Below are 20,739 nucleotides of genomic sequence, written 5' to 3'. Positions count from 1 at the left end.
GTGACAACCTCATTCTGGCACACTGATGCCGTAGGGGGCCGTCCACCCCATCACCACAGAAAGTGGTTGTGGCGCGAAGCTGGCAACTCCGAGTCTTCGTAAAACGTTTGCTGCGGCGTATGGGTCCCGGATCTGCGCTCCGCTTCGCTGCGCTTGTCCGGGACGACGGCGGAGTTTTTCGCGATAGCCGCCCCAAACCTCCGGTGTCATCCCCGCGAAGGCGGGGATCCATAACCACAGGAAGCGGTTTGGCGCGCAGTTGGTCACTCCGAGTCTTTGCCAAACCTCTCCCTGGGGTTATGGATCCCGGATCTGCGCTTCGCTTGTCCGGGATGACAGCGGAGAGTTTAGCGATAGCGCATCTTACAACGCCTCGCCCTTCAGCAGCCGCGGGATCTCGCCGGTCAGGCCTGCAGCCTGGCGGATGAAGAGGTTCTTCAGGGGCGGGGTGCGGTCGACGATGCCGAGGCCGATGTCGCGGACGGTGCGCAGCAAGGTCGACTGGTTCGAGAACAGGAAGTTCAGCGAGTTGGTGGCAACGCCCATTGCCATGGTGTCGAAGCGGCGCCAGCGCTGGTAGCGCTCGAGCACGTCGGCGCCGCCGAGATCCATGCCGAGCCTGGCGGCATCGACCACGACCTCGGCCAGCGCGGCGACATCCTTCAGCCCCATGTTGAGGCCTTGCCCCGCGATGGGGTGGATGACGTGCGCGGAATCGCCGACCAGCGCGAGACGCTCGGCGACGAAGGAGCGCGCCACGAAATAGGACAGCGGGAACGCCCGCGGCTTGTCAAGCGCCTTGACCTCGCCGAGATGCAGACCGAAACGCTGCTCGAGCTCGGCGTGAAACTCCTCGTCGCTGAGCGCAATGATGCGCGCGGCTTCAGTGCGGCGTTCGGTCCACACCAGCGAGGAGCGCTTGCCGGTGAGGGGCAGAATCGCGAACGGCCCCGCGGGCAAGAAATGCTCCTCGGCACGGCCCTCGTGATCGCGCTCGTGGCCGACGGTGACGACGATGCCGGATTGATCGTAGTCCCAGCCATGGGTGGCGATGCCGGCGCGCTCGCGCAGTTTTGACTTTGCACCATCGGCGGCAACCAGCAGGCTCGCCGCAATGACGCTGCCATCGCCGAGGGTGACGTCGATGCCTTCGGCACGCGCCTCGTAAGACGACACGGTCGTGGCGCGAAGGTCGATGCCTTGAGCTTCGGCACGCACGACCAGCGCATCGATCAGGCGGCGGTTCTCGACCATGTGCGCGAAGGGTTCGCCCGGCGCCACGTCGCCGGCGAAATTCAGAAAGGTCGGACGCGTGGCGTCCTCCAGTTTCGAATCCGTGACGACCATGTCGAGGATCGGCTGCGCCTCGGCTTTGACATCGTCCCAGGCGCCGATCGCCTCGAACAGCCGGCGGCAGGCGGCGACGATGGCGGTGGCGCGCGGATCGCGGCTCGGGCGCGTGCCGAGCGCAGGATCGGCGACGATGACGGGAATCTCGGGGCCGAGCCCCTGGCGCAAGGCAAGTGCGAGCGCGAGACCCGCAAACGCGCCGCCGCCAATGACAATGTGACCCTGTACCGACATACCCGGATATTCCTGCCTAAATTCTCGTCGAATTCTTGGTCTTGCTAGCAGACTTGAGGTGGGCGAAACAGTGCGGTGAAACAAGGGCGGCTTCCTCCTGTCATTCCGGGGCGCGCAACGCGCGAACCCGGAATCTGGAGGTTTTGGCCCGAGATTCCGGGTTCATCGCTGCGCGATGCCCCGGAATGACGGATTCACCGAAAGCACCACCATGTCCAAAAGCCTGATCGACCTGATTTCGATCCTCAACCTCGAGCAGCTCGAGGTGAATTTGTTCCGCGGCAACAGCCCGAAGACCAGCTGGCAGCGGGTGTTCGGCGGGCAGGTGATCGGGCAGGCGATGGTCGCGGCCTGCCGCACCGTCGAGGGCCGGCTGCCACATTCGCTACATTGCTATTTCATCCTGCCGGGCGATCCGCAGATCCCGATCATCTACCAGGTCGAGCGCCTGCGCGACGGCAAGAGCTATTCGACGCGCCGCGTCACCGCGATCCAGCATGGCAACGCGATCTTCTCGATCATGGTGTCGTTCCACGCCGAGGAAGACAGTGCGTTCGACCACCAGGACAAGATGCCTGACGTGCCGCTGCCGGAGAAGCTCACGGCGGAGGAGGTGGCGAAGCAGCCGATGTTCCGCGAGATGCCGGAGTTCATCCGCCGCTATTATGAATCCGATCGGCCGATCGAGCTGCGCCCGGTCGAGCTCGGCCGCTATTTCGGCCAGAAGATCGAGGACGGCCGCATCCATGTCTGGATCAAGACGGCGGCGACGCTGCCCGACGATCCGGCGCTGCACATGTGCGCGCTGGCCTATGCCTCGGACTTCTCGCTGCTGGATGCGATCATGGCGCGCTACGGCCGCACCTTGTTCGACAAGCGCATGATGCCGGCGAGCCTCGACCATGCGATGTGGTTTCACCGCCCGTTCCGCGCCGACGAATGGCTGCTCTATTCGCAGGATTCGCCGAGCGCGCAGGGCGGTCGCGGCCTGACCCGCGGCTCGATCTTCAAGCCTGATGGCACGCTGGTCGCATCCGTCGCGCAGGAAGGCTCCGTGCGCGAGCGCAGAAGCTAGCTCGGGAGCTGATGATCCCAAGCGCGAGTTCATCGCGCTTGAGATGTCAGCGCGTGCTTACATCGAACCGCGCGGCGCGAGCTCGGTCTGCGAGGCGAACCAGTTCATGATCCAGCGATAGACCCACGGGATCGGGATCAGGAAGCCGCACAGGAACGCCGCCACGATTCCACGCCAGAGAATTCCGAGGCCGGTGCCCCTGAAAATGATCTCGCGGCGCGTGCCCTGGATGTTTCGGTAGATCCAGCGCAGCTGGGCGGCGGCGACCCAGGCCCATCCGATGATGGTGATCATGGAGACCGCGAACAGCAGGTTCCAGCCGATATAGCCCACGATCGAGCCGGTGAAGCTGAGGCCGAGCGGCTGCCCGTTGGAGGCGAGGTTGCCGACAATCCACTTGATCAGCAGCCAGTACAGGGCGATCTCGACGAGGAAGAGCACGAGGTTCAGCACCTGGACGCCGGAATAGCCGACGACAATTGCCAGCACGATGAAGCCGAAGAACCACGGCACCATCGTCATCGCATTGCCGGTGAAGGACAGGTTTGGCCGCCCGGGGACCTTGACGCAGGACACGATCCATTTCGTGTACCAGACGAACACCCACGGCACCGGGATGACGAGGCACGAGAGGATCAGCATCACCAGCGTGCGCCAGGTGAAGTCGAGAATGCCGAAATCGACCGACAGCGATCCGCCGGCGGCACTTCCGGCGCCGGTATAGGCGCCACCGCCCATCATCGGCGGGCCCCCGGCCTGAATGATCGGTGGTGCGCCGCCGCCCGAGATCAATCCTGGAATTTCGGCGGCCTTCTGCCAGCCGGCCATGCCCTCGGACCACACCAGCGTATCCGCGCGCACGACACCTTGTGCGATCAGGTCGCGAAATTGCCCCTCTGGATAGGGCCCCTGCTGCTTGCCCTCGGATGCGTAAAACCAACTCGCCATGACGCGTCCCCCCAAAATACTTATGTACCGCTCGGCCGTCGCGGGTTCACCGCATCCATGCCAAAAATGCATTGTGAAGGATGAACGGATGCCCTGTACAGAGGCGGCCGTTCACACGGCCTCCCTTGGCCAAACGTTTTTCCGCTTCAATCTGCAAGTTTTTTGTGCCATTTGCCCGGAAAGATGCCAGATTGACGCAGCGCCGGGGACAGACGGCGGGGCGCATCCCGGGGAATAGGCCTGACCATGAAACTCGTCGTCGCGATCATCAAACCCTTCAAGCTCGATGAAGTCCGCCAGGCCCTGACGGCGATCGGCGTCCACGGCATGACCGTGACCGAGGTGAAGGGCTACGGCCGCCAGAAGGGTCATACCGAGATCTATCGCGGTGCGGAATATGTCGTGAACTTCCTGCCAAAGCTGCGGATCGAGATCGCTGTTGCCTCCGACATTGCCGACAAGGCGGTCGGCGTGATCACCGCCTCCGCACGGACTGGCCAGATCGGCGACGGCAAGATCTTCGTCACGCCGATCGACCATGCGCTGCGCATCCGCACCGGCGAAACCGACAGCGACGCACTCTAAGCACACGCCTTTTCGATCGCACCGGCAACGACGCCACGGGTGCGAAGCCATCACGATGCCGGGGGAAATGACATGGCGGGATTGTTGCGCCGCGTAGCCGCTATGGCTGCGGGATCAGGATTTGCGTTGCTCATGGCTGCGCCGGCCCAGGCCGCGACATCAGAGATCAACACCGCCGACACCGCCTGGATGATCGTCGCCACCGCGCTGGTGCTGATGATGACGATCCCGGGTCTGGCGCTGTTCTATTCCGGGATGGTGCGCAAGAAGAACGTGCTTGCGACCATGGCACAGAGCCTTGCCGCGGTGACCTTGATTTCCATCCTCTGGGTCGCGTTCGGCTATTCGCTGTGCTTCGTCGGCGACGGCCCGTGGATTGGTTCGCTCGACCGCTGGTTCCTCGCCGGCATGACCATGGACAGCGTGAACCCGGCAGCGAAGACGATCCCCGAGGCGCTGTTCATGCTGTACCAGATGACGTTCGCGATCATCACGGTGGCGCTGGTCGCGGGCTCGGTCGCCGACCGGATGCGGTTCTCCGCCTATCTCCTGTTCTCCGTCGCCTGGTTCATCTTCGTCTACATTCCGCTCGCGCATTGGATCTGGGGCGGCGGCTTCCTCAACAGCATGGGCGTCCTGGATTTCGCCGGCGGCCTCGTCGTGCATTTGTCGGCCGGCACCGGCGGCCTCGTCGCCGCGAAGGTGATGGGACGGCGTCACGGCTACGGCACCGAAAACCTCTCGCCGTTCGACCTGTCGCTCGCGGTGATGGGCACCGGCCTGTTGTGGGTCGGCTGGTTCGGTTTCAACGGCGGCTCGGCGGGCGCAGCCAATTCGCGCGCGGTGATGGCGATCATCGCGACGCATCTCGCAGCCTGCTCCGGCGCGCTGACCTGGGGTGCGATCGAATGGTATGCGCGGCGCAAGCCCTCCGTGCTCGGCATGATCTCGGGCGCGGTGGCTGGCCTTGGCACCATCACGCCGGCCTCGGGCTTTGTCGCACCATGGCACGGCATCGTCATCGGCATCGTCGCCGGCGCAATCTGCTACTGGGCCTGCACCTGGCTGAAGCACCGCTTCAACTATGACGATTCGCTCGACGTGTTCGGCGTTCACGGCATCGGCGGGCTGACCGGCACGCTGCTCGCGGGCGTGTTCGCAACCAGCGCGATCGGCGGCACCGCCGGCCTGCTCGAGGGCCATCCGCGACAATTGCTGATCCAGCTCTACGGCGTCGCCGTCACCTTCGTCTGGTCCGCGGGCGTGAGCTTCATCCTGCTCAAGCTGGTCGGCGTGTTCGTGCCCTTGCGCGTCTCGCGCGAGCAGGAGCTCGAGGGCCTCGACATCACTCAGCACGGCGAAGCGCTTCAATAACAGGGCTTGTTCGTAAGGGCTTGCGCAACACATAAGTACGTGCTTATGTGTTGGCATGATCGAAGCCGACATCTTCAAGGCGCTGGCCGACCCGACCCGACGCAAGGTCTTTGAGAAGCTCGCCGACGGCAGCCTGAATGCGAGCGCTCTGCGCGACGGATTGGAGATCAGCCAGCCCGCGATGTCGCAGCATCTTTCGGTGCTGCGCGCGGCCGGCCTCGTGCGCGAGCAGCGGCAGGGCCGCTTTGTGAATTACGAAGTCGACCCTGATGGAATCGTCGCCATCGGGGCCTGGCTTGCGCGCTACCGTGCCTACTGGCCGAAGCGCATGGACGCACTCGCTGACCTTCTGAAGGAGATGGATCAATGAGCGACACCGCGAAGCCTGATCCCTCCGATGATTCCCTGGTGCTCGAATATGAATTCGATGCACCGCCGGCAAAAGTCTGGCGCGCGGTGACCATCCCTGAATTGCGCGAGCGCTGGTTGCCGGATTGCGACCTTGCCGGCACTGAACCCGAAACATCGATCCCCGGCGAAGAGGTGCGCTACCGCATGCGCGATTCCGAGCCGCCGTTCCGCGAAAGCCAGGTCATCTTCAAGATCGAGCCGAACGTGTCGGGCGGCACGCGCTTTCGCATCATCCAGCAAGCCTGCGCCGAGCTGCCGAAGCCGGCCAACAGCAATTGCTGCCTGATGCGCGCGGCAGCCTAAGCACCAGCAAGACTTCATCACCTCAAGACTTCATCACCTCAAGACATGGAGGTCGCCGATGCGCGACATGCTTCAGCTCGTCCCTATGGTCGTCGAACAATCCGCGCGCGGCGAACGATCCTTCGACATCTATTCGCGGCTCCTGCGCGAGCGCATCATCTTCCTCAATGGCGAGGTCAATGACGCGATGTCGGGCCTCGTTTGCGCACAGCTCTTGTTCCTGGAAGCAGAGAATCCGAACCGGCCGATCAATCTCTACATCAACTCCTATGGCGGCGTGGTCACGTCAGGCCTTGCGATGTACGACACCATGCAGTTCATCAAGGCGCCGGTGCATACGCTGTGCATGGGCACGGCGCGCTCGATGGGCTCGTTCCTGCTGATGGCCGGCGAGCCAGGTCACCGCGCCGCGCTGCCCAACGCCAGCCTTCACGTGCATCAGCCGCTCGGCGGCTACCAGGGCCAGGCGTCCGACGTCCTGATCCATGCCAACGAGATGCAGGAAACCAAGCGGCGCATTACCAGGCTCTATGCGCAGCATTGCGGGCGGACCGTCGAGGAGGTCGAACGGACCCTGGACCGCGACCACTTCATGACCGCCCAGCAGGGGGTCGAGTGGGGCCTGATCGACCGGGTGTTCGCGGTGCGCGACGCGGCGTAATGGTCCTGGTCGGTTGCGACCATCCTGTAAGCAGCCGAAGGTCCCGCTCCATAGTTTGCAACGCAGCGCGCCCTTCGGCGCGCCTTTTCCTGTAACAAAATACCTTTCCTCTGCCCGACGCATGAGCAACATTGTGTCGGCAGCCTGTCGTGCCTGCATTTTGATCAGGCCTGATCACGTTTTGAGCGCGACTTATTAGCGCACTGCAGCGCGATGCAGACTGAGCGCGAAAACACCCGCTTTCATAGTCCGTTAGGCAAGCCGCCCGATCTGGCACGGCATTTGATTCTAGGGGGCGTGGCTGTGCCCGCGTAGTGAAACTTCTCCCTCGTGGCGAACCAGTCGAGAAACGCCCGGCCACGTCCGGACCGGGCCCAAGCGGGGATAGGACCCATGAAAATTGTTATGGCGATTATCAAGCCATTCAAGCTGGAAGAAGTCCGTGACGCCCTGACCGCCATTGGCGTTCACGGTCTCACGGTGACGGAAGTCAAGGGATATGGCCGCCAGAAAGGCCATACGGAGATCTACCGCGGCGCCGAATATGCCGTGAGCTTCCTGCCCAAGATCAAGATCGAAGTCGCCGTCGCCTCCGAGCAGGTCGACAAGACCATCGACGCCATCACGTCGGCTGCGAAAACCGGACAGATCGGCGACGGCAAGATCTTCGTCATCAACCTCGACCATGCGGTTCGCATCCGCACCGGCGAGGCCGACGCCGCGGCCCTTTGATTTCGCGCTCAACCAAAATTCAATCAGGAGTAAATGAAATGACGTTTAAGCGTCCCTATGGCGCGGGATTGGCGGCTCTCGCAGTCGGCCTCTTCGCTGCGACCGCAGCCTACGCCGAGCCAACGGTCAACAAGGGGGATAACGCCTGGATGCTGACATCGACAGTCCTCGTGCTGTTGATGACGATCCCGGGTCTCGCGCTGTTCTACGGCGGCCTCGTTCGTTCCAAGAACATGCTCTCGGTGCTGATGCAGGTGTTCTACACCGTCTGCGTCGTCACCGTGATCTGGGCCGTGTACGGCTACAGCCTCGCCTTCACTGGCGGCTCCGACTTCATCGGCGGCTTCTCCAAAGCCTTCATGATGGGCGTCACCACCGACTCGAAGGCCGCGACCTTCTCGGTCGACGCCAACATCTCGGAGCTCGTCTATGTGTGCTTCCAGATGACCTTCGCGGCGATCACGCCCGCCCTCATCGTCGGCGCCTTCGCCGAGCGCATGAAGTTCGCGGCCATCGCGCTCTTCATCCCGCTCTGGGTCACGCTGATCTACTTCCCGATCGCGCACATGGTCTGGTACTGGCCCGGCCCGGACGCGATCCAGGATGCGGCCAAGGCTCTCGCTGCTGCGGCTGATGGAGCGGCGAAGACCGCGGCTCAGGCCAAGCTCGACGAGATCAATGCCGACGCCGGCTGGATCTTCAAGAAGGGCGCAATCGACTTCGCTGGTGGCACCGTGGTGCACATCAACGCCGGCATCGCAGGCCTCGTCGGCGCGCTCCTGATCGGCAAGCGCGTCGGCTACGGCAAGGAGCTGATGGCTCCGCACTCGCTGACCATGTCGATGATCGGCGCCTCGCTGCTCTGGGTCGGCTGGTTCGGCTTCAACGCCGGCTCCAACCTGGAAGCCAACGGCGGCGCTGCGCTCGCCATGACCAACTCCTTCGTCGCCACCGCAGCCGCCGCGCTGTCGTGGATGTTCGCGGAGTGGATCGTGAAGGGTCATCCGTCGGTGCTCGGCGTCATCTCCGGCGCCGTCGCGGGCCTCGTGGCCGTCACCCCTGCCGCCGGCTTCTCCGGCGTGATGGGTGCGATCGTCCTCGGCCTCGTGGTCGGCGTGGTCTGCCTGTTCTTCTGCACCGTGGTGAAGAACGCGCTCGGCTACGACGACTCGCTCGACGTGTTCGGCGTGCACTGCATCGGCGGCATCGTCGGCGCCCTCGGCACCGGCATCCTGGTGAACCCGGCCCTCGGTGGCACCGGCATCATCGACTACACGGCGATCCCGCCGAAGGTTGCCGATTACGACTTCGCCGCGCAGATGATCTCGCAGATCGAAGCCGTCTGCACCACGCTGGTGTGGTCGGGCATCGGCTCGGCGATCCTCTACAAGGTCGTCGACGTGATCGTTGGCCTCCGCGCCAACGTCGAGACCGAGCGTGAAGGCCTCGACATCACCGAGCACACCGAGCGCGCTTACAACATGTAACCGTTCCTCCCGGGCGGGATCTCCACGGAAATCCCGTCCACTCCTACGGTTTGGGCACGTACCCGGCAATGCCCCGACCGTTGAGGGGCTCCAGCGCAAGTTGGAGCCCCTTTCTTTTTGATCAGATGGCGCGAGAAAGGGATTGCCATTCGGCGTGGCCGGCGCAGAAATAACGACCACAACGAAAAACAACACGGGGAGGTCGTCATGCGTTTGGAAGGCGGATGCTATTGCGGCGAAGTGCGCTATGTGGCCGAAGGCGATCCGATGATGCAGGCGCAATGTCACTGCCGCGAGTGCCAGTACATCTCGGGCGGCGCACCCAACACGTTCATTGCGATGCCCTTGGACGGCTTCACCTACATCACCGGCCGCCCCAAGCAGTTCACCCGCAAGGACCTCGAGCGCGCGGTTACGCGCGAGTTCTGCGCCGAGTGCGGCACCCATCTGGTGACCAAGGTCCCGGGACTGCCTGCAGCGGTCGTGAAGGTCGGCACGCTGGACGAGCCCGAACAATTCCATCCGCAGATGGCGATCTTCACCTGCGACAAGCAGGAGTTCCACACGATCCCCGCGGGGATGGCGACGTTTGACAAGCTGCCCGGGCATTGAAGGGCGCCGATGTCGCGAAGCGCGTCATGCCGGGGAGCCGGACACGCCCACCCATCCCGTTGTTATCCGGCCCCAATTTTCCCGCTCTGGACGAGCCGGCCCGCCGATGGTTAATCGCGTCTTAACCTCGCCCTATCTATGGTGAACTGAACCGCTTTCCCGCCGGCGCCCCGCGCGCGACCGGCCGTTCGAAGAGTACTGGCGCCCAGAATGGTCATGACCGCTTCAACCCGTGCGCCGCAGGCCAGTGGAAGCTCCGACAACCAACGCTCGCCCTTCGTCCGACTGAACGAGCTGCTGGCGCCGCATCAACCCGGCAAGCCATTGATTTCGCTGGCTGTCGGCGAACCGCAGCATCCCGTGCCCGATTTCGTCGGCCCGGTGCTGGCCAAGCATATCGCCGATTTCGGCCGTTACCCGATGAACCAGGGCATGGAGCCGTTCCGGAACGCCGCGAGCGCCTGGCTGTCGTCGCGCTTCAAGCTGCCGCGCGCGATCGACGCCAAAAGCGAGATTCTGGTCCTCAATGGCAGCCGGGAAGGGCTGTTCCTCGCCGCCATCGCGGCCGCCCGCTATGTCGGGCCGAAGCCCGGCAAGCCCGCGATCCTGATGCCGAATCCGTTTTATCCGGTCTATGGCGCCGGCGCTGGCGCAGCTAACTGCGAGCCGGTCTATCTGCCGACCACGGTCGAAAACGGCTTCCTGCCCGATCTTGATGCCATCGACGAGGCGACGCTGGCGCGCACCGTGGCGTTCTATCTGGCCTCGCCGGCCAATCCGCAGGGCTCGGTTGCCTCGCGCGATTACTTCACCCGCCTGAAAAGCCTCGCCGATCGCCACAACTTCATGATCCTCAGCGACGAGTGCTATTCGGAGATCTACACGCGCCAGGCACCCGGCAGCGCGCTCGAATGCGCGGGCCCCGATTTCACTCGCGTGGCTGCCTTCCAGTCGCTGTCGAAGCGCTCCAACCTGCCGGGCCTGCGCGTCGGCTTCGCCGCCGGCGACAAGACTTTCATCGGCAAATTCCTCGAGCTGCGCAACATCGCAGCGCCTCAGGTGCCGGTTCCACTCCAGCATGTCGCGACCGTCGCCTATGGCGACGAGGCGCATGTCGAGGAAAACCGCAGGCTCTACCGGATCAAGTTCGATCTCGCCGACCAGATCATCGGCAACCGTTACGGCTATCGCCGGCCCGACGCCGGCTTCTGCGTCTGGCTCAACACGTCCGAGATCGGCGACGACGTCTCCGTGACTCTCAAGCTGTTCAAGGAGGCCGGCGTGCGGGTGGTGCCCGGCTCCTATCTGGCGCGGCTTCAGCCCGATGGCTTCAATCCCGGTGCCGGCTACATCCGGCTGGCGCTGGTGCAGGACGGTGAGACCACGGCGCAGGCGCTGCACCGGCTGGTCGAAACTCTGGGTTAGGCGGGGCCCATGAGCATGTCGGCAATCGAACGTGTGATCCCTCTGGTCGGCCATTTGCCGCCTTCAATCCGCGAAGCGCTGAGCCGGCGCTTGCGCGAGCTGACCGGCTTTGGCCTGGTCACGCTCTCGGGCGTCGCATCCGCTGCGCTGATGACCTGGTCGGTGCAGGACCCGAGCCTCAGCCACGCGACCTCACGGCCGATCCACAATGTCCTCGGTTATGCCGGCGCCATCGGCGCCGACCTCGCGATGCAGATTCTCGGGCTCGGCGCCATCATGCTGATCCTGACGGTCGCGGTGTGGGGCTGGCGCATGATGACCCATCGCCCGTTCGACCGCGAGGCGCTGCGGCTCGGCTCCTGGATTCTCTGCACGGTGATCGCGGCGGGCTTTGTCAGCTGCTGGCCGCATGGCGGTGCCTGGCCGCTGCCGACCGGCCTCGGCGGCGTCGTTGGCGATGCGCTGGTGCGCGCGCCCGCGGTGATCTTCGGGCCGCCAGGCGCGATCTATCGCATCGTGCTTGGCGCCATCCTGTTCGTGGCGCTGGCCGCGACGTTCCTGATTGCGTGCGGCCTCGGCGCGCGCGAGCACGACGACGAGCACACGGAGATCGAGAACGACGACAAGCCGCTCGATGACGACGAGGAGAGCGATCGCGGTTCGGTGTCGCTGGGCTGGCTGTTCCACGCGTTGATGAGCACGAAAGCGCGGCTGATCTGGCTGTTTGGTGCGGCCTATCGCTCGCTGGTCTCGAGCGGACCGAAGGCCAAGGCCGTTTCGTTCAGCCGACAGGAACCCAATCTCGGCGGCCGCCGCGCCGCACCCTCGATCTCACCGCAGTCCGAAGACGAGGACTACGAGGACGAGCACGATTCGGAAGAAGACGTGGAGGAAGAGGAAGAAGAGGAAGAGGCGCCCGTGCGCACCCCGCGCAAGAAGGCTGCGCCGAAGGTGGCGGCCAAGAAGGGCGACAAGTTCGAACTTCCCTCGGTGTCAGTGCTGGCCGCACCCAAGGCCGGCGATCGCCAGCCGCTCAGCAAGGCCGAGCTGGAAGCCAATTCGCGTTCGCTCGAAGGCGTACTGCAAGATTTCGGCGTGCGCGGCGAGATCGTGAAGGCCAATCCGGGTCCGGTCGTCACACTGTACGAGCTGGAGCCCGCACCGGGCATCAAATCATCCCGCGTGATCGGGCTTGCCGACGACATCGCGCGTTCGATGAGTGCACTCTCGGCGCGCGTCGCCGTCGTTCCGGGCCGCAATGCCATCGGCATCGAGTTGCCGAACGCGCATCGCGAAAAGGTTTATCTGCGCGAGCTGCTCATCGCGAAGGAGGCGACTGATACCGTCGCAAAGCTACCGCTCTGCCTCGGCAAGACCATCGGCGGCGATCCTGTTATCATCGACCTCGCACGCACGCCGCACATGCTGATCGCCGGCACCACCGGCTCGGGCAAATCGGTTGCGATCAACACCATGATCCTCAGCCTGGTTTATCGGCTGCGCCCGGACCAGTGCCGGCTGATCATGGTCGATCCGAAGATGCTCGAACTCTCGGTCTATGACGGCATTCCCCATCTGCTCACGCCTGTCGTGACCGATCCGAAGAAGGCGGTGGTCGCGCTGAAATGGGCCGTGCGCGAGATGGAAGAGCGCTACAAGAACATGGCCAAGCTCGGTGTGCGCAACATCGACGGCTACAACACGCGCCTGCTCGAGCTGAAAGCCAAGGGCGAGGAGCCGACGCGCACGGTGCACACCGGCTTCGACAAGGAAACCGGCAAGGCGATCTACGAGGAAGAGAAGCTCTCGCTCGATCCGCTGCCCTACATCGTCATCATCGTCGACGAAATGGCCGACCTGATGATGGTCGCCGGCAAGGACATCGAAGGCGCGGTGCAGCGCCTCGCGCAGATGGCGCGCGCCGCCGGCCTGCATGTGATTCTCGCGACCCAGCGTCCGTCAGTGGACGTCATCACCGGTACCATCAAGGCGAACTTCCCGACCCGCATCGCCTTCCAGGTCACCTCGAAGATCGACAGCCGCACCATTCTCGGCGAGATGGGCGCCGAGCAGCTGCTCGGCCAGGGCGACATGCTCTACATGGCCGGCGGCGGCCGCATCAGCCGCGTGCATGGACCGTTTGCCTCGGACGAGGAAGTCGAGAAGGTGGTGCGCCATCTCAAGACGCAGGGCCAGCCCGAATACCTCGAGGCCGTCACGGCCGAAGAGCCGAGCGAGGACGAAGATGGCGGCGCCGTGTTCGACGCCAGCGGCATGGGTGCGGATGGCGGCGGCGATCTGTTCCAGCAGGCCGTTGCGATCGTCAAACGCGACCGCAAGGCCTCGACCAGCTACATCCAGCGCCGCCTGCAGATCGGCTATAACCGCGCCGCATCGCTGATGGAGCGCATGGAACTGGAAGGCATTGTCGGACCCGCCAATCACGCCGGCAAACGCGAGATTCTGGTCGAGGAAGAAGACAGCCATATGTGAGGCATCAGCCTCGGAATGCTATTTTCACGCAAAATCGATCTCCGCTTTTGCCCGAAATCACGCTAGAACGGCGCCAGCCACGTTAGGACGACGCGTTGACCAGACATCCGGACCTTGGATTCGCTGCCCTTATCGCTGCGCGAAGCGCACGCGTGGCGGCCGTGCTTCTCGTCACCGCAATGATGGCGACGGCAGCCTCGTATGCGCAGAACGTGCCGGTGCCGAAGCCGGCGCCGAAGGGCCGCGACAATGCTCAGCCCTCGGGGGGGCCGGCGGTGACCGGCGCGACGCAGGCGCCACCGAACCCGATCATTCCCGATCCACGCCGCAACGTGCCGAGCAGCATCTTCCAGACCTTCGACGACAAGCAGAAGGCGCAGGCGGCCAAGGTCAGCGCCTATCTGTCCTCGCTGTCGACGCTGGTCGGGAATTTCGTCCAGGTCGGCCCCGACGGCAGCAAGACGCAGGGCGATTTCTACATCCAGAAGCCCGGCAAGATGCGCGTCGAATATGATCCGCCGAGCCCGATCGACATCGTTGCCGATGGATCCTCTGTCGTGGTGCGCGACCGCAAGCTCGCGACGCAGGACGTCTATCCGCTCTCGCAGACGCCGTTGCGCTTCCTGTTGTCAGACCGCATCGACCTGATGAAGGACACCAACGTCGTCAACGTCACGGCCGACGACCTCTTCATCAGCGTCACCATCGAGGAGAAGCAGGCGCTGGTCGGCACCTCTCGCCTCTTGCTGATGCTCGGCGCCAAGGACGGCCAGTTGAAGCAATGGACGGTGACCGATCCCCAAGGCTACGACACCACATTCGCGGTCTACAATCTGGACACGAGCAAGAAGCTCGATCCCAATATGTTCAAGATCGACTTCACCAATTACAACGTGCCGTCGCCGGGGTAGGTCCCGTAGGGTGGGCAAAGCGAAGCGTGCCCACCATCCAGCCTCAAACTCGAAAAGACGGTGGGCACGGCGCTTTGCGCCTTTGCCCACCCTACCAGAGCTTGCTAAGACGCAACTCTCATGCGTCTTTCCCTGACAACCTGGAACATCAATTCGGTGCGGCTGCGCATCGACCTGGTCGCGAAATTCCTCAAGAGCGCGCGGCCGGACGTGCTGTGTCTGCAGGAAACCAAGTGCATCGACGACGCCTTTCCGCTGAAGCGCTTCAAGCGGCTTGGCTATGAGCACGTCGCTCTGAACGGACAGAAGGGCTACCACGGCGTCGCCATCGTCTCGAAGATCCCGTTCGAATCGACCGACATCCGCACCTTCTGCGACAAGGTGGATTCGCGCCATATCTCGGTCTCGTTCGGCGAGAAAGCTGCAATCGCAAAGCCGCTGGTGCTGCATAATTTCTACGTGCCCGCCGGCGGCGATATTCCCGATCCGGCCCTGAACGAAAAGTTCGACCACAAGCTTCGTTTCCTCGACGAGATGAAAGCCTGCGAGCCGCTGCATCCGCGCGGCGATGACAGGCACATCCTGGTCGGCGATCTCAACGTCGCGCCGCACGAGAACGACGTGTGGTCGCACAAGCAGCTTCTGAAAGTGGTCTCGCACACACCTGTGGAAACCGAGAAGCTGAAGGCCGCGCTGGAAGCCGGCGAATGGGTCGACGTCGCGCGCGATCGCATTCCGATGTCGGAAAAGGTCTATACGTGGTGGAGCTATCGCTCGGCCGATTGGACCGTCGGCGACCGTGGCCGGCGGCTCGACCACATCTGGGTGTCGCGTGCGCTGAAGGATGCCGTCAGCGATTTCAAGATTCTGCGCGATGCCCGGAGCTGGGAGCGGCCGTCGGACCACGTGCCCGTCACGGTGACGCTGGACGTCTGAATCCGGGCTTTGACGCTTTTTTCAGCGCAAACCGGTATCCACTCGCTGGAGAACGTTCCACCCCCCTCGGAGAGGATGATGCGCACACACGCGCCGTCAGATCCCGCAGAACCGCCCGCCAACGCGTGGTGGAATTCCCGCTTCGTCGTCGCGGCTTTGATGCTGCTGAGCACGATGCCGTTCTGGTTCGCGCACCTGCCGCCGCTGATCGATTTCCTCGCCCATATCGGACGCTACCAGGTACAGCTGCATCTCTCGGATTCACCGGCGCTCCGGCAGAACTGGGATTTTCACTGGCAGCTGACCGGTAATCTGGGCGTTGAATTGCTCGTCGCCCTGCTGGCACCGATGCTCGGTCTCGAGCGCGCCGCCTGGTTGATCGCGCTCGCGCTTCCTCCGCTCATGATATTTGCGATCGGACGGATCAGCCGCGCGCTGCACGGCGAGCTCACGCCTTTCGCGATCGCCGCCGCCTGGTTCGCGATGGCCTATCCGTTCCAGCTCGGCTTTGTGAACTATTGGCTCGGCTGCGCACTGGCGTTTCACGTGTTTGCATCCTGGGTCGAGACCACGGGCAAGAATGCTCCGGTGATGCGCGCTGCACTGTTCGCGGTGGCCTCCAGCCTCGTCTGGCTCGCGCATGCCTATGGTTGGGTCGTTCTGGTCGTCCTCGTCGGTTCCTTTGAGCTTTGCCGGAACTGGACGCGCTCGCCGCGAACGTGGCCCGCCATGGTGCTCGTCATCCTGCGACGGACCTGGCCCGTCCTGATTCCGGCCGTTCTCATGATCGTCTGGCGGCAAGGTACGGGCACCGCATCGACGGACCATTTCTTCCAACTCGGCACGAAGATCCTCGGATTGATCTGGACGCTGCGCGACCAGAATGTCTGGCTGGACACGGTGAGCCTGCTGCTGGCCATCGGCCTGTTGTATTTCGGCATCCGCAGCCGTGACGCGAGGTGCGACCCGGCACTGCTGGTCGCAGCGGCGAGCTTCCTCGTTCTCATCCTGCTGATGCCGGCCCAGATGTTCGGTTCGGTCTATGCCGACGTCCGGGTATGGCCGATCGTCTTCATCGTCGGCCTCACCGCGATCGCGCCCACTGATCGCATGGGGCACGGTGCCGGCGTCATTGCCGGCGTGGCTCTGGCCGTTTTCGTGATTCGCATCGTCGCCATGGTCGTCGGATTTGCGGCCTATGATTCCAGCTACGCGCAACATTTGCAGGCTCTGAAGGAGGTGTCGCGCGGCGCAAGCATCGCCGTTCTGACCCGACCGCCAAGCTGCGAAAAATGGCGTGCACCGCGTATGGCTCATCTGGGGTCGCTCGCAATCGTGCGGCGAGACGCCTTCGTCAATTCGCAATGGGATGCGTCGGGCGGTCAGCAACTGCTGACGCCAATCGGTGCGCGGGGCACTGCGTTCAACGCCGATCCCTCGCAATACATCGAGATCGCGCCGGGCGACTGCGACGGCGATTTGAGCGCTACGCTTGCGCAGAGGATCGCGCAAATTCCGCGCGACCGCTTCGACTATGTCTGGCTGCTCGACGTCGACGCGCCGCATCTGGCAGCGATACCGGGGCTGCACCGCCTGTACCAGGACGATCGCAGCGCGTTGTACGCATTCAGCAAAGACTGAAGCCGCCGCGCCACGCGCCGGCAGTTTCTCACGTGGAGAGCTTCGCACCCGCCATCAGGATATCGCTGGCGATCTGGCTGGAGCGGATGGCGAATTCGTCGCGCAGGCGAACCGCGGCGGCGGGATCGCTCTCGAGCACGCGCTGAAACAGGCTGCGCGCGACGCGGATGACCGAGGAGTGCTCCAGCGCCACCGCGCCGGACGGCCGTTTCATCGGCACGACCAGCGCAAGCTCGCCGATCAGCGTGCCCGGACCGGCGATCATCTCGGCGCCGGCGCCGTCATCGACGCGAAAGGCGCCGCGCTGGACCACGAAGCCGGCGTCGGCATCGTCACCGAGATTGAACAGGATATCGCCGCGGACGAAGTCGCGCTGCTCGGAACCGATCGCCAGCATGCGCAGCGAGGCGTCTCCCAACAGGCGCAGTGTCGGGACACGCTCAAGCAGCGCTACGTCATCGTCGATTGACATTCCGGTCCGAGGCTCGAGGAACGCGCTAATTTACGACGAATCGCGCGTTCCTGGAACGTATCACGGCACCAGCTTGTAGCCACCGGCTTCCGTCACCAGGATTTCCGGGTTGGCGGCGTCTTTCTCGATCTTCTGGCGGAGGCGGTAGATGTGGGTTTCCAGCGTGTGGGTGGTGACGCCGGAATTGTAGCCCCAGACCTCCTGGAGCAGGGTCTCGCGCGAGACCGGCATCTGGCCGGCCCGGTAGAGGAAGCGCAGGATGGCCGTTTCCTTCTCGGTGAGCCGGACCTTGCGGGCATTGGCCGCGGTCAGCATCTTGGAGCCGGGGCGGAAGGAGTAGGGGCCGACCGAGAACACCGCGTCCTCGCTGGCCTCGTGCTGGCGGAGCTGGGCGCGGATGCGGGCGAGCAGCACGGCGAAGCGGAAGGGCTTTGCGACATAGTCGTTGGCCCCGGATTCCAGGCCCAAAATCGTGTCGGAGTCGGTGTCGTGCCCCGTCAGCATGATGATCGGCGCCTTGAAGCCGCCTTTGCGTAAGGAGCGGACCACTTCGCGGCCATCGGTGTCGGGAAGGCCGACATCCATCAGGACAAGATCGGGGGCGTTGGCCTTTGCTGCGCTGGCGCCCTTGGCGCCGGTATCGACGGCGGAGGCTTCAAATTCTTCGTGTAGCGATAATTGCTCCACCAACGTGTCGCGCAGATCGGTATCGTCATCCACGATCAGGATCTTGCGGGCATTGGCCATAGGGGATCATCCTTTTGGAGTCCGGCGAGGCGCGCATGCATGCCGCACCCAGCCGTGATGGGAAAGTTTAGGGTCGCCGTTTTTATTGTTGTTCGTGTTGAAGTAGTGGGCTGTTACCGATTCACAAGCCAGAAGCACTCTAACCTAGAATAGCAGGACGGTCTGATGAATGTCCTGTAATGAATTCGACATCGCGATTTCACATGAAAAAGAAAGCTGTGTCAGTCAGTTACGCCGGGAATCGAGGCAGCGGACTACTGTCCGCGATCCGCGTTAAGCCTGCCGCCGGGAATCCGCGCCGGGGCTGGCTGACGGCGGGCAGCCTGACAATTCCGGTCGCGCTGGGGCGCGGCGGCGTCCTGGCCAACAAGCGCGAGGGCGACGGCGGCACTCCCAGAGGCCGCTTTCGCCCCAAGCAATTGTGGTGGCGGGGCGACCGGCACAGCCGTCCCAGGACGTTTCTGCCGGCACGCATCATCACCGACGCCGACGCCTGGTGCGAGGATCCCGGCGACCGCCATTACAACCGGTGGATCCGGCGAGGGCAGGGCGAGGGCGGCGACCGGCTGAGGCGCGCCGACCATCTCTATGACTTCATCATCGAAATCGATCACAACACCAGGCCGCGCATCGCCGGCCGCGGCAGCGCAGTGTTCCTGCACCTGGCGCGCGACAATTTCGGCCCGACCGCAGGCTGCGTGTCCATGACCAAGGCGGCGATGCTACATCTGCTGCGGCGGATCGGACCAAGAACAAGAATCATCATCGGGTGAGGACACATGCTCGACAGGGATCAGATCGACGCGGCTTCGCGCGCACTCGTTCAGCATTGGCGTGACGGCACCAAGTTCGACGCACTCGAGACGCGGCTGCGCCCGCAAAGCCGCGCGGATGGTTACGCGGTGCAGGCCGTCCTGGAAAACCAGTCGCTGGGAAAACTGTTCGGCTGGAAGATCGCAGCTACCAGCGAAGCCGGGCAGAAGCACATCAATGTCACGGGGCCGCTGGCCGGTCGCATCATGAGCGACACCGTGATCGCCGATGGCAGCACCGCATCGATGAAGGGCAACGCGATGCGCGTTGGCGAGCCGGAATTCTGCTTCGGCATGGGACGCGACCTGGCGCCGCGGTCTTCGCCCTTTGGCGTCGATGAGGTGCTCGCCGCCGTCGAGACCTTGCATCCCGCCATCGAAATTCCGGATTCACGCTTCGCCGATTTCACCAGCGCCGGCGAGGCGCAGCTGATCGCCGACAATGCCTGCGCACATCTGTTCGTGCTGGGACCGGCGACCACTGCGAATTGGCGTGCGATGGATCTCGTCGAACAGCGACCGGTGATTATGCTGCGCGGCGAGCGCCATGTCGGCCACGGCAAGAACGTGCTCGGCGATCCCCGTGTCGCGCTCGCGTGGCTCGCCAACGAGCTGCGCGGCCTCGGCGTCACCTTGCGGGCAGGGCAGGTGGTGACGACAGGCACCTGCCATCCGCCACTGCCGATCCAGGCCGGCGATCATTTTGCGGCGGATTTTGGTGCGTTGGGCAAGGTGTCGGTGCGATTTGAATAGCACGTGCCCCAATGGTCGTCCTGGCGAAAGCCAGGAGGACCCAAAACAAAAATCACCGATGCCCGAAGATCGCACTGCCCACGCGGACATGGGTGGCGCCCAGCATGATGGCGGTCGCATAATCCGCGCTCATGCCCATCGACAGGTTCGTAAGTCCGTTGCGCGCGGCGATCTTGGCGGTCAGCGCAAAATGCGCCGCGGGCGGCTCATCCACCGGCGGGATGCACATGAGGCCTGATATCGTCAGGCCATAGGTGTCGCGGCAGCTCTCGAGGAAGGCGTCGGCCTCGCCGGGCGCCACGCCGGCCTTCTGCGGCTCCTCGCCGGTGTTGATCTGGACGAAGAGTTGCGGGTGCTTGTTCTGGGATTCGATTTCTTTGGCTAACGCTTGGCAAATGCTCGGACGGTCGACCGAATGGATGGCATCGAACAGCGCGACCGCCTCTTTCGCCTTGTTGGATTGCAGCGGACCGATGAGATGCAGCGCGATATCAGGGTAAGCGGACGTTAACGCAGGCCACTTGCCTTTGGCCTCCTGCACGCGATTCTCGCCGAACACGCGCTGTCCGGCGCCGATCACCGGCAAAATGGCATCCGCCGAGAACGTCTTGGACACCGCGATCAGCGTCACGGAGCCGCGTTCGCGCCGCGCATCCTTGCAGGCGCGTGCAATTTCCGCCTCGACCGCGGCGAGCGCATTTGATGAATCGCCGGTTACCGGCGTGGCGTTGTTGTCAGTCATGATGTCGGTTGGGCCGTGATCTTAACGGAGGTAAT

Annotated in this window: 21 protein-coding genes; 16 read left to right on the top strand and 5 right to left on the bottom strand. The window is 63.8% G+C overall.

Going from position 1 to position 20,739, the window contains the following annotated elements; translation table 11 throughout:
• Positions 1-363 precede the first annotated feature (363 nt).
• Positions 364-1,584, bottom strand: a complete 1,221-nt coding sequence (locus tag Q0687_RS24290) for a ubiquinone biosynthesis hydroxylase (RefSeq protein WP_298882452.1) — start codon at positions 1,582-1,584, stop codon at positions 364-366.
• Positions 1,585-1,795: 211 nt separating this feature from the next.
• On the opposite strand from Q0687_RS24290, the gene tesB reads away from it, so the two are divergent.
• Positions 1,796-2,659, top strand: a complete 864-nt coding sequence (gene tesB / locus Q0687_RS24285) for an acyl-CoA thioesterase II (RefSeq protein ID WP_298882449.1) — start codon at positions 1,796-1,798, stop codon at positions 2,657-2,659.
• Positions 2,660-2,716: 57 nt separating this feature from the next.
• Here the strand turns inward: tesB and Q0687_RS24280 are convergent, their stop codons facing one another.
• Complete coding sequence (locus tag Q0687_RS24280; RefSeq protein WP_298882447.1) at positions 2,717-3,607, bottom strand: DUF4339 domain-containing protein; 891 nt, start codon at positions 3,605-3,607, stop codon at positions 2,717-2,719.
• 246 nt (positions 3,608-3,853) lie between these two features.
• Between Q0687_RS24280 and Q0687_RS24275 the strand changes: the two genes are divergently transcribed.
• From Q0687_RS24275 to Q0687_RS24215, 13 genes are all read left to right on the top strand, one after another.
• Positions 3,854-4,192 carry a P-II family nitrogen regulator gene (locus Q0687_RS24275; RefSeq protein WP_027535359.1) on the top strand — a complete coding sequence of 113 codons (339 nt, stop codon included), beginning with the start codon at positions 3,854-3,856 and terminating at the stop codon, positions 4,190-4,192.
• A 72-nt stretch (positions 4,193-4,264) separates the two neighbouring features.
• Positions 4,265-5,566 carry an ammonium transporter gene (locus Q0687_RS24270; RefSeq protein ID WP_298882444.1) on the top strand — a complete coding sequence of 434 codons (1,302 nt, stop codon included), beginning with the start codon at positions 4,265-4,267 and terminating at the stop codon, positions 5,564-5,566.
• Positions 5,567-5,621: 55 nt separating this feature from the next.
• The gene (locus tag Q0687_RS24265; RefSeq protein WP_298882441.1) at positions 5,622-5,936 is read left to right on the top strand and encodes a metalloregulator ArsR/SmtB family transcription factor; all 315 of its coding nucleotides are present in this window, start codon (positions 5,622-5,624) and stop codon (positions 5,934-5,936) included.
• Entirely contained in the window at positions 5,933-6,280 is a 348-nt protein-coding gene (locus Q0687_RS24260) for a hypothetical protein (RefSeq protein WP_298882439.1), read from the top strand. Before Q0687_RS24265 ends, Q0687_RS24260 begins: the two co-directional genes overlap by 4 nt.
• Before the next feature lie 58 nt (positions 6,281-6,338).
• A complete protein-coding gene (locus tag Q0687_RS24255; RefSeq protein ID WP_298882437.1) occupies positions 6,339-6,941 on the top strand; it encodes an ATP-dependent Clp protease proteolytic subunit in 603 nt (200 codons plus the stop codon).
• A gap of 393 nt (positions 6,942-7,334) precedes the next feature.
• The gene (locus Q0687_RS24250; RefSeq protein ID WP_027535364.1) at positions 7,335-7,673 is read left to right on the top strand and encodes a P-II family nitrogen regulator; all 339 of its coding nucleotides are present in this window, start codon (positions 7,335-7,337) and stop codon (positions 7,671-7,673) included.
• 38 nt (positions 7,674-7,711) lie between these two features.
• Complete coding sequence (locus tag Q0687_RS24245; RefSeq protein WP_298882425.1) at positions 7,712-9,160, top strand: ammonium transporter; 1,449 nt, start codon at positions 7,712-7,714, stop codon at positions 9,158-9,160.
• 207 nt (positions 9,161-9,367) lie between these two features.
• Entirely contained in the window at positions 9,368-9,772 is a 405-nt protein-coding gene (locus Q0687_RS24240; RefSeq protein WP_298882423.1) for a GFA family protein, read from the top strand.
• 210 nt (positions 9,773-9,982) lie between these two features.
• Entirely contained in the window at positions 9,983-11,197 is a 1,215-nt protein-coding gene (locus Q0687_RS24235) for an aminotransferase class I/II-fold pyridoxal phosphate-dependent enzyme (RefSeq protein WP_298882420.1), read from the top strand.
• A gap of 9 nt (positions 11,198-11,206) precedes the next feature.
• On the top strand, positions 11,207-13,690 hold the full coding sequence (locus Q0687_RS24230) for a DNA translocase FtsK (protein WP_298882417.1): 2,484 nt from the start codon (positions 11,207-11,209) through the stop codon (positions 13,688-13,690).
• A 152-nt stretch (positions 13,691-13,842) separates the two neighbouring features.
• Positions 13,843-14,601: an outer-membrane lipoprotein carrier protein LolA gene (locus Q0687_RS24225; protein ID WP_298882415.1), complete on the top strand. Its 759-nt coding sequence runs from the start codon at positions 13,843-13,845 to the stop codon at positions 14,599-14,601.
• 120 nt (positions 14,602-14,721) lie between these two features.
• Entirely contained in the window at positions 14,722-15,537 is an 816-nt protein-coding gene (gene xth, locus Q0687_RS24220; protein ID WP_298882413.1) for an exodeoxyribonuclease III, read from the top strand.
• Between the two features lie 75 nt (positions 15,538-15,612).
• On the top strand, positions 15,613-17,178 hold the full coding sequence (locus tag Q0687_RS24215) for a hypothetical protein (RefSeq protein WP_298882411.1): 1,566 nt from the start codon (positions 15,613-15,615) through the stop codon (positions 17,176-17,178).
• A gap of 28 nt (positions 17,179-17,206) precedes the next feature.
• Here Q0687_RS24215 and Q0687_RS24210 read toward each other — a convergent pair whose 3' ends face one another.
• Positions 17,207-17,650, bottom strand: coding sequence for a cyclic nucleotide-binding domain-containing protein (locus Q0687_RS24210; protein ID WP_128948924.1), 444 nt, complete (start codon positions 17,648-17,650; stop codon positions 17,207-17,209).
• Positions 17,651-17,710: 60 nt separating this feature from the next.
• The gene (locus Q0687_RS24205) at positions 17,711-18,397 is read right to left on the bottom strand and encodes a response regulator transcription factor (RefSeq protein ID WP_007598630.1); all 687 of its coding nucleotides are present in this window, start codon (positions 18,395-18,397) and stop codon (positions 17,711-17,713) included.
• Between the two features lie 203 nt (positions 18,398-18,600).
• Between Q0687_RS24205 and Q0687_RS24200 the strand changes: the two genes are divergently transcribed.
• Together Q0687_RS24200 and Q0687_RS24195 are read left to right on the top strand one after the other, a co-directional pair.
• Entirely contained in the window at positions 18,601-19,170 is a 570-nt protein-coding gene (locus Q0687_RS24200) for a L,D-transpeptidase family protein (protein ID WP_298882407.1), read from the top strand.
• Positions 19,171-19,176: 6 nt separating this feature from the next.
• Complete coding sequence (locus tag Q0687_RS24195) at positions 19,177-19,962, top strand: fumarylacetoacetate hydrolase family protein (protein ID WP_298882406.1); 786 nt, start codon at positions 19,177-19,179, stop codon at positions 19,960-19,962.
• Positions 19,963-20,014: 52 nt separating this feature from the next.
• Here the strand turns inward: Q0687_RS24195 and Q0687_RS24190 are convergent, their stop codons facing one another.
• Entirely contained in the window at positions 20,015-20,704 is a 690-nt protein-coding gene (locus tag Q0687_RS24190; protein ID WP_298882404.1) for a YggS family pyridoxal phosphate-dependent enzyme, read from the bottom strand.
• Between the last annotated feature and the right edge of the window lie 35 nt (positions 20,705-20,739).

The organism is uncultured Bradyrhizobium sp. (assembly GCF_936928535.1).
GTDB lineage: Bacteria > Pseudomonadota > Alphaproteobacteria > Rhizobiales > Xanthobacteraceae > Bradyrhizobium.
This window is presented reverse-complemented; position numbering and strand designations above follow the sequence as displayed.

What these genes read in the sequence shown, in the direction of transcription:
- Q0687_RS24290 (WP_298882452.1), bottom strand. Translation starts at nt 1,584, where the DNA reads ATGTCGGTACAGGGTCACATTGTCATTGGCGGCGGCGCGTTTGCGGGT.
- tesB (WP_298882449.1), top strand. Translation starts at nt 1,796, where the DNA reads ATGTCCAAAAGCCTGATCGACCTGATTTCGATCCTCAACCTCGAGCAG.
- Q0687_RS24280 (WP_298882447.1), bottom strand. Translation starts at nt 3,607, where the DNA reads ATGGCGAGTTGGTTTTACGCATCCGAGGGCAAGCAGCAGGGGCCCTAT.
- Q0687_RS24275 (WP_027535359.1), top strand. Translation starts at nt 3,854, where the DNA reads ATGAAACTCGTCGTCGCGATCATCAAACCCTTCAAGCTCGATGAAGTC.
- Q0687_RS24270 (WP_298882444.1), top strand. Translation starts at nt 4,265, where the DNA reads ATGGCGGGATTGTTGCGCCGCGTAGCCGCTATGGCTGCGGGATCAGGA.
- Q0687_RS24265 (WP_298882441.1), top strand. Translation starts at nt 5,622, where the DNA reads ATGATCGAAGCCGACATCTTCAAGGCGCTGGCCGACCCGACCCGACGC.
- Q0687_RS24260 (WP_298882439.1), top strand. Translation starts at nt 5,933, where the DNA reads ATGAGCGACACCGCGAAGCCTGATCCCTCCGATGATTCCCTGGTGCTC.
- Q0687_RS24255 (WP_298882437.1), top strand. Translation starts at nt 6,339, where the DNA reads ATGCGCGACATGCTTCAGCTCGTCCCTATGGTCGTCGAACAATCCGCG.
- Q0687_RS24250 (WP_027535364.1), top strand. Translation starts at nt 7,335, where the DNA reads ATGAAAATTGTTATGGCGATTATCAAGCCATTCAAGCTGGAAGAAGTC.
- Q0687_RS24245 (WP_298882425.1), top strand. Translation starts at nt 7,712, where the DNA reads ATGACGTTTAAGCGTCCCTATGGCGCGGGATTGGCGGCTCTCGCAGTC.
- Q0687_RS24240 (WP_298882423.1), top strand. Translation starts at nt 9,368, where the DNA reads ATGCGTTTGGAAGGCGGATGCTATTGCGGCGAAGTGCGCTATGTGGCC.
- Q0687_RS24235 (WP_298882420.1), top strand. Translation starts at nt 9,983, where the DNA reads ATGGTCATGACCGCTTCAACCCGTGCGCCGCAGGCCAGTGGAAGCTCC.
- Q0687_RS24230 (WP_298882417.1), top strand. Translation starts at nt 11,207, where the DNA reads ATGAGCATGTCGGCAATCGAACGTGTGATCCCTCTGGTCGGCCATTTG.
- xth (WP_298882413.1), top strand. Translation starts at nt 14,722, where the DNA reads ATGCGTCTTTCCCTGACAACCTGGAACATCAATTCGGTGCGGCTGCGC.
- Q0687_RS24215 (WP_298882411.1), top strand. Translation starts at nt 15,613, where the DNA reads ATGATGCGCACACACGCGCCGTCAGATCCCGCAGAACCGCCCGCCAAC.
- Q0687_RS24210 (WP_128948924.1), bottom strand. Translation starts at nt 17,650, where the DNA reads ATGTCAATCGACGATGACGTAGCGCTGCTTGAGCGTGTCCCGACACTG.
- Q0687_RS24205 (WP_007598630.1), bottom strand. Translation starts at nt 18,397, where the DNA reads ATGGCCAATGCCCGCAAGATCCTGATCGTGGATGACGATACCGATCTG.
- Q0687_RS24200 (WP_298882407.1), top strand. Translation starts at nt 18,601, where the DNA reads ATGAAAAAGAAAGCTGTGTCAGTCAGTTACGCCGGGAATCGAGGCAGC.
- Q0687_RS24195 (WP_298882406.1), top strand. Translation starts at nt 19,177, where the DNA reads ATGCTCGACAGGGATCAGATCGACGCGGCTTCGCGCGCACTCGTTCAG.
- Q0687_RS24190 (WP_298882404.1), bottom strand. Translation starts at nt 20,704, where the DNA reads ATGACTGACAACAACGCCACGCCGGTAACCGGCGATTCATCAAATGCG.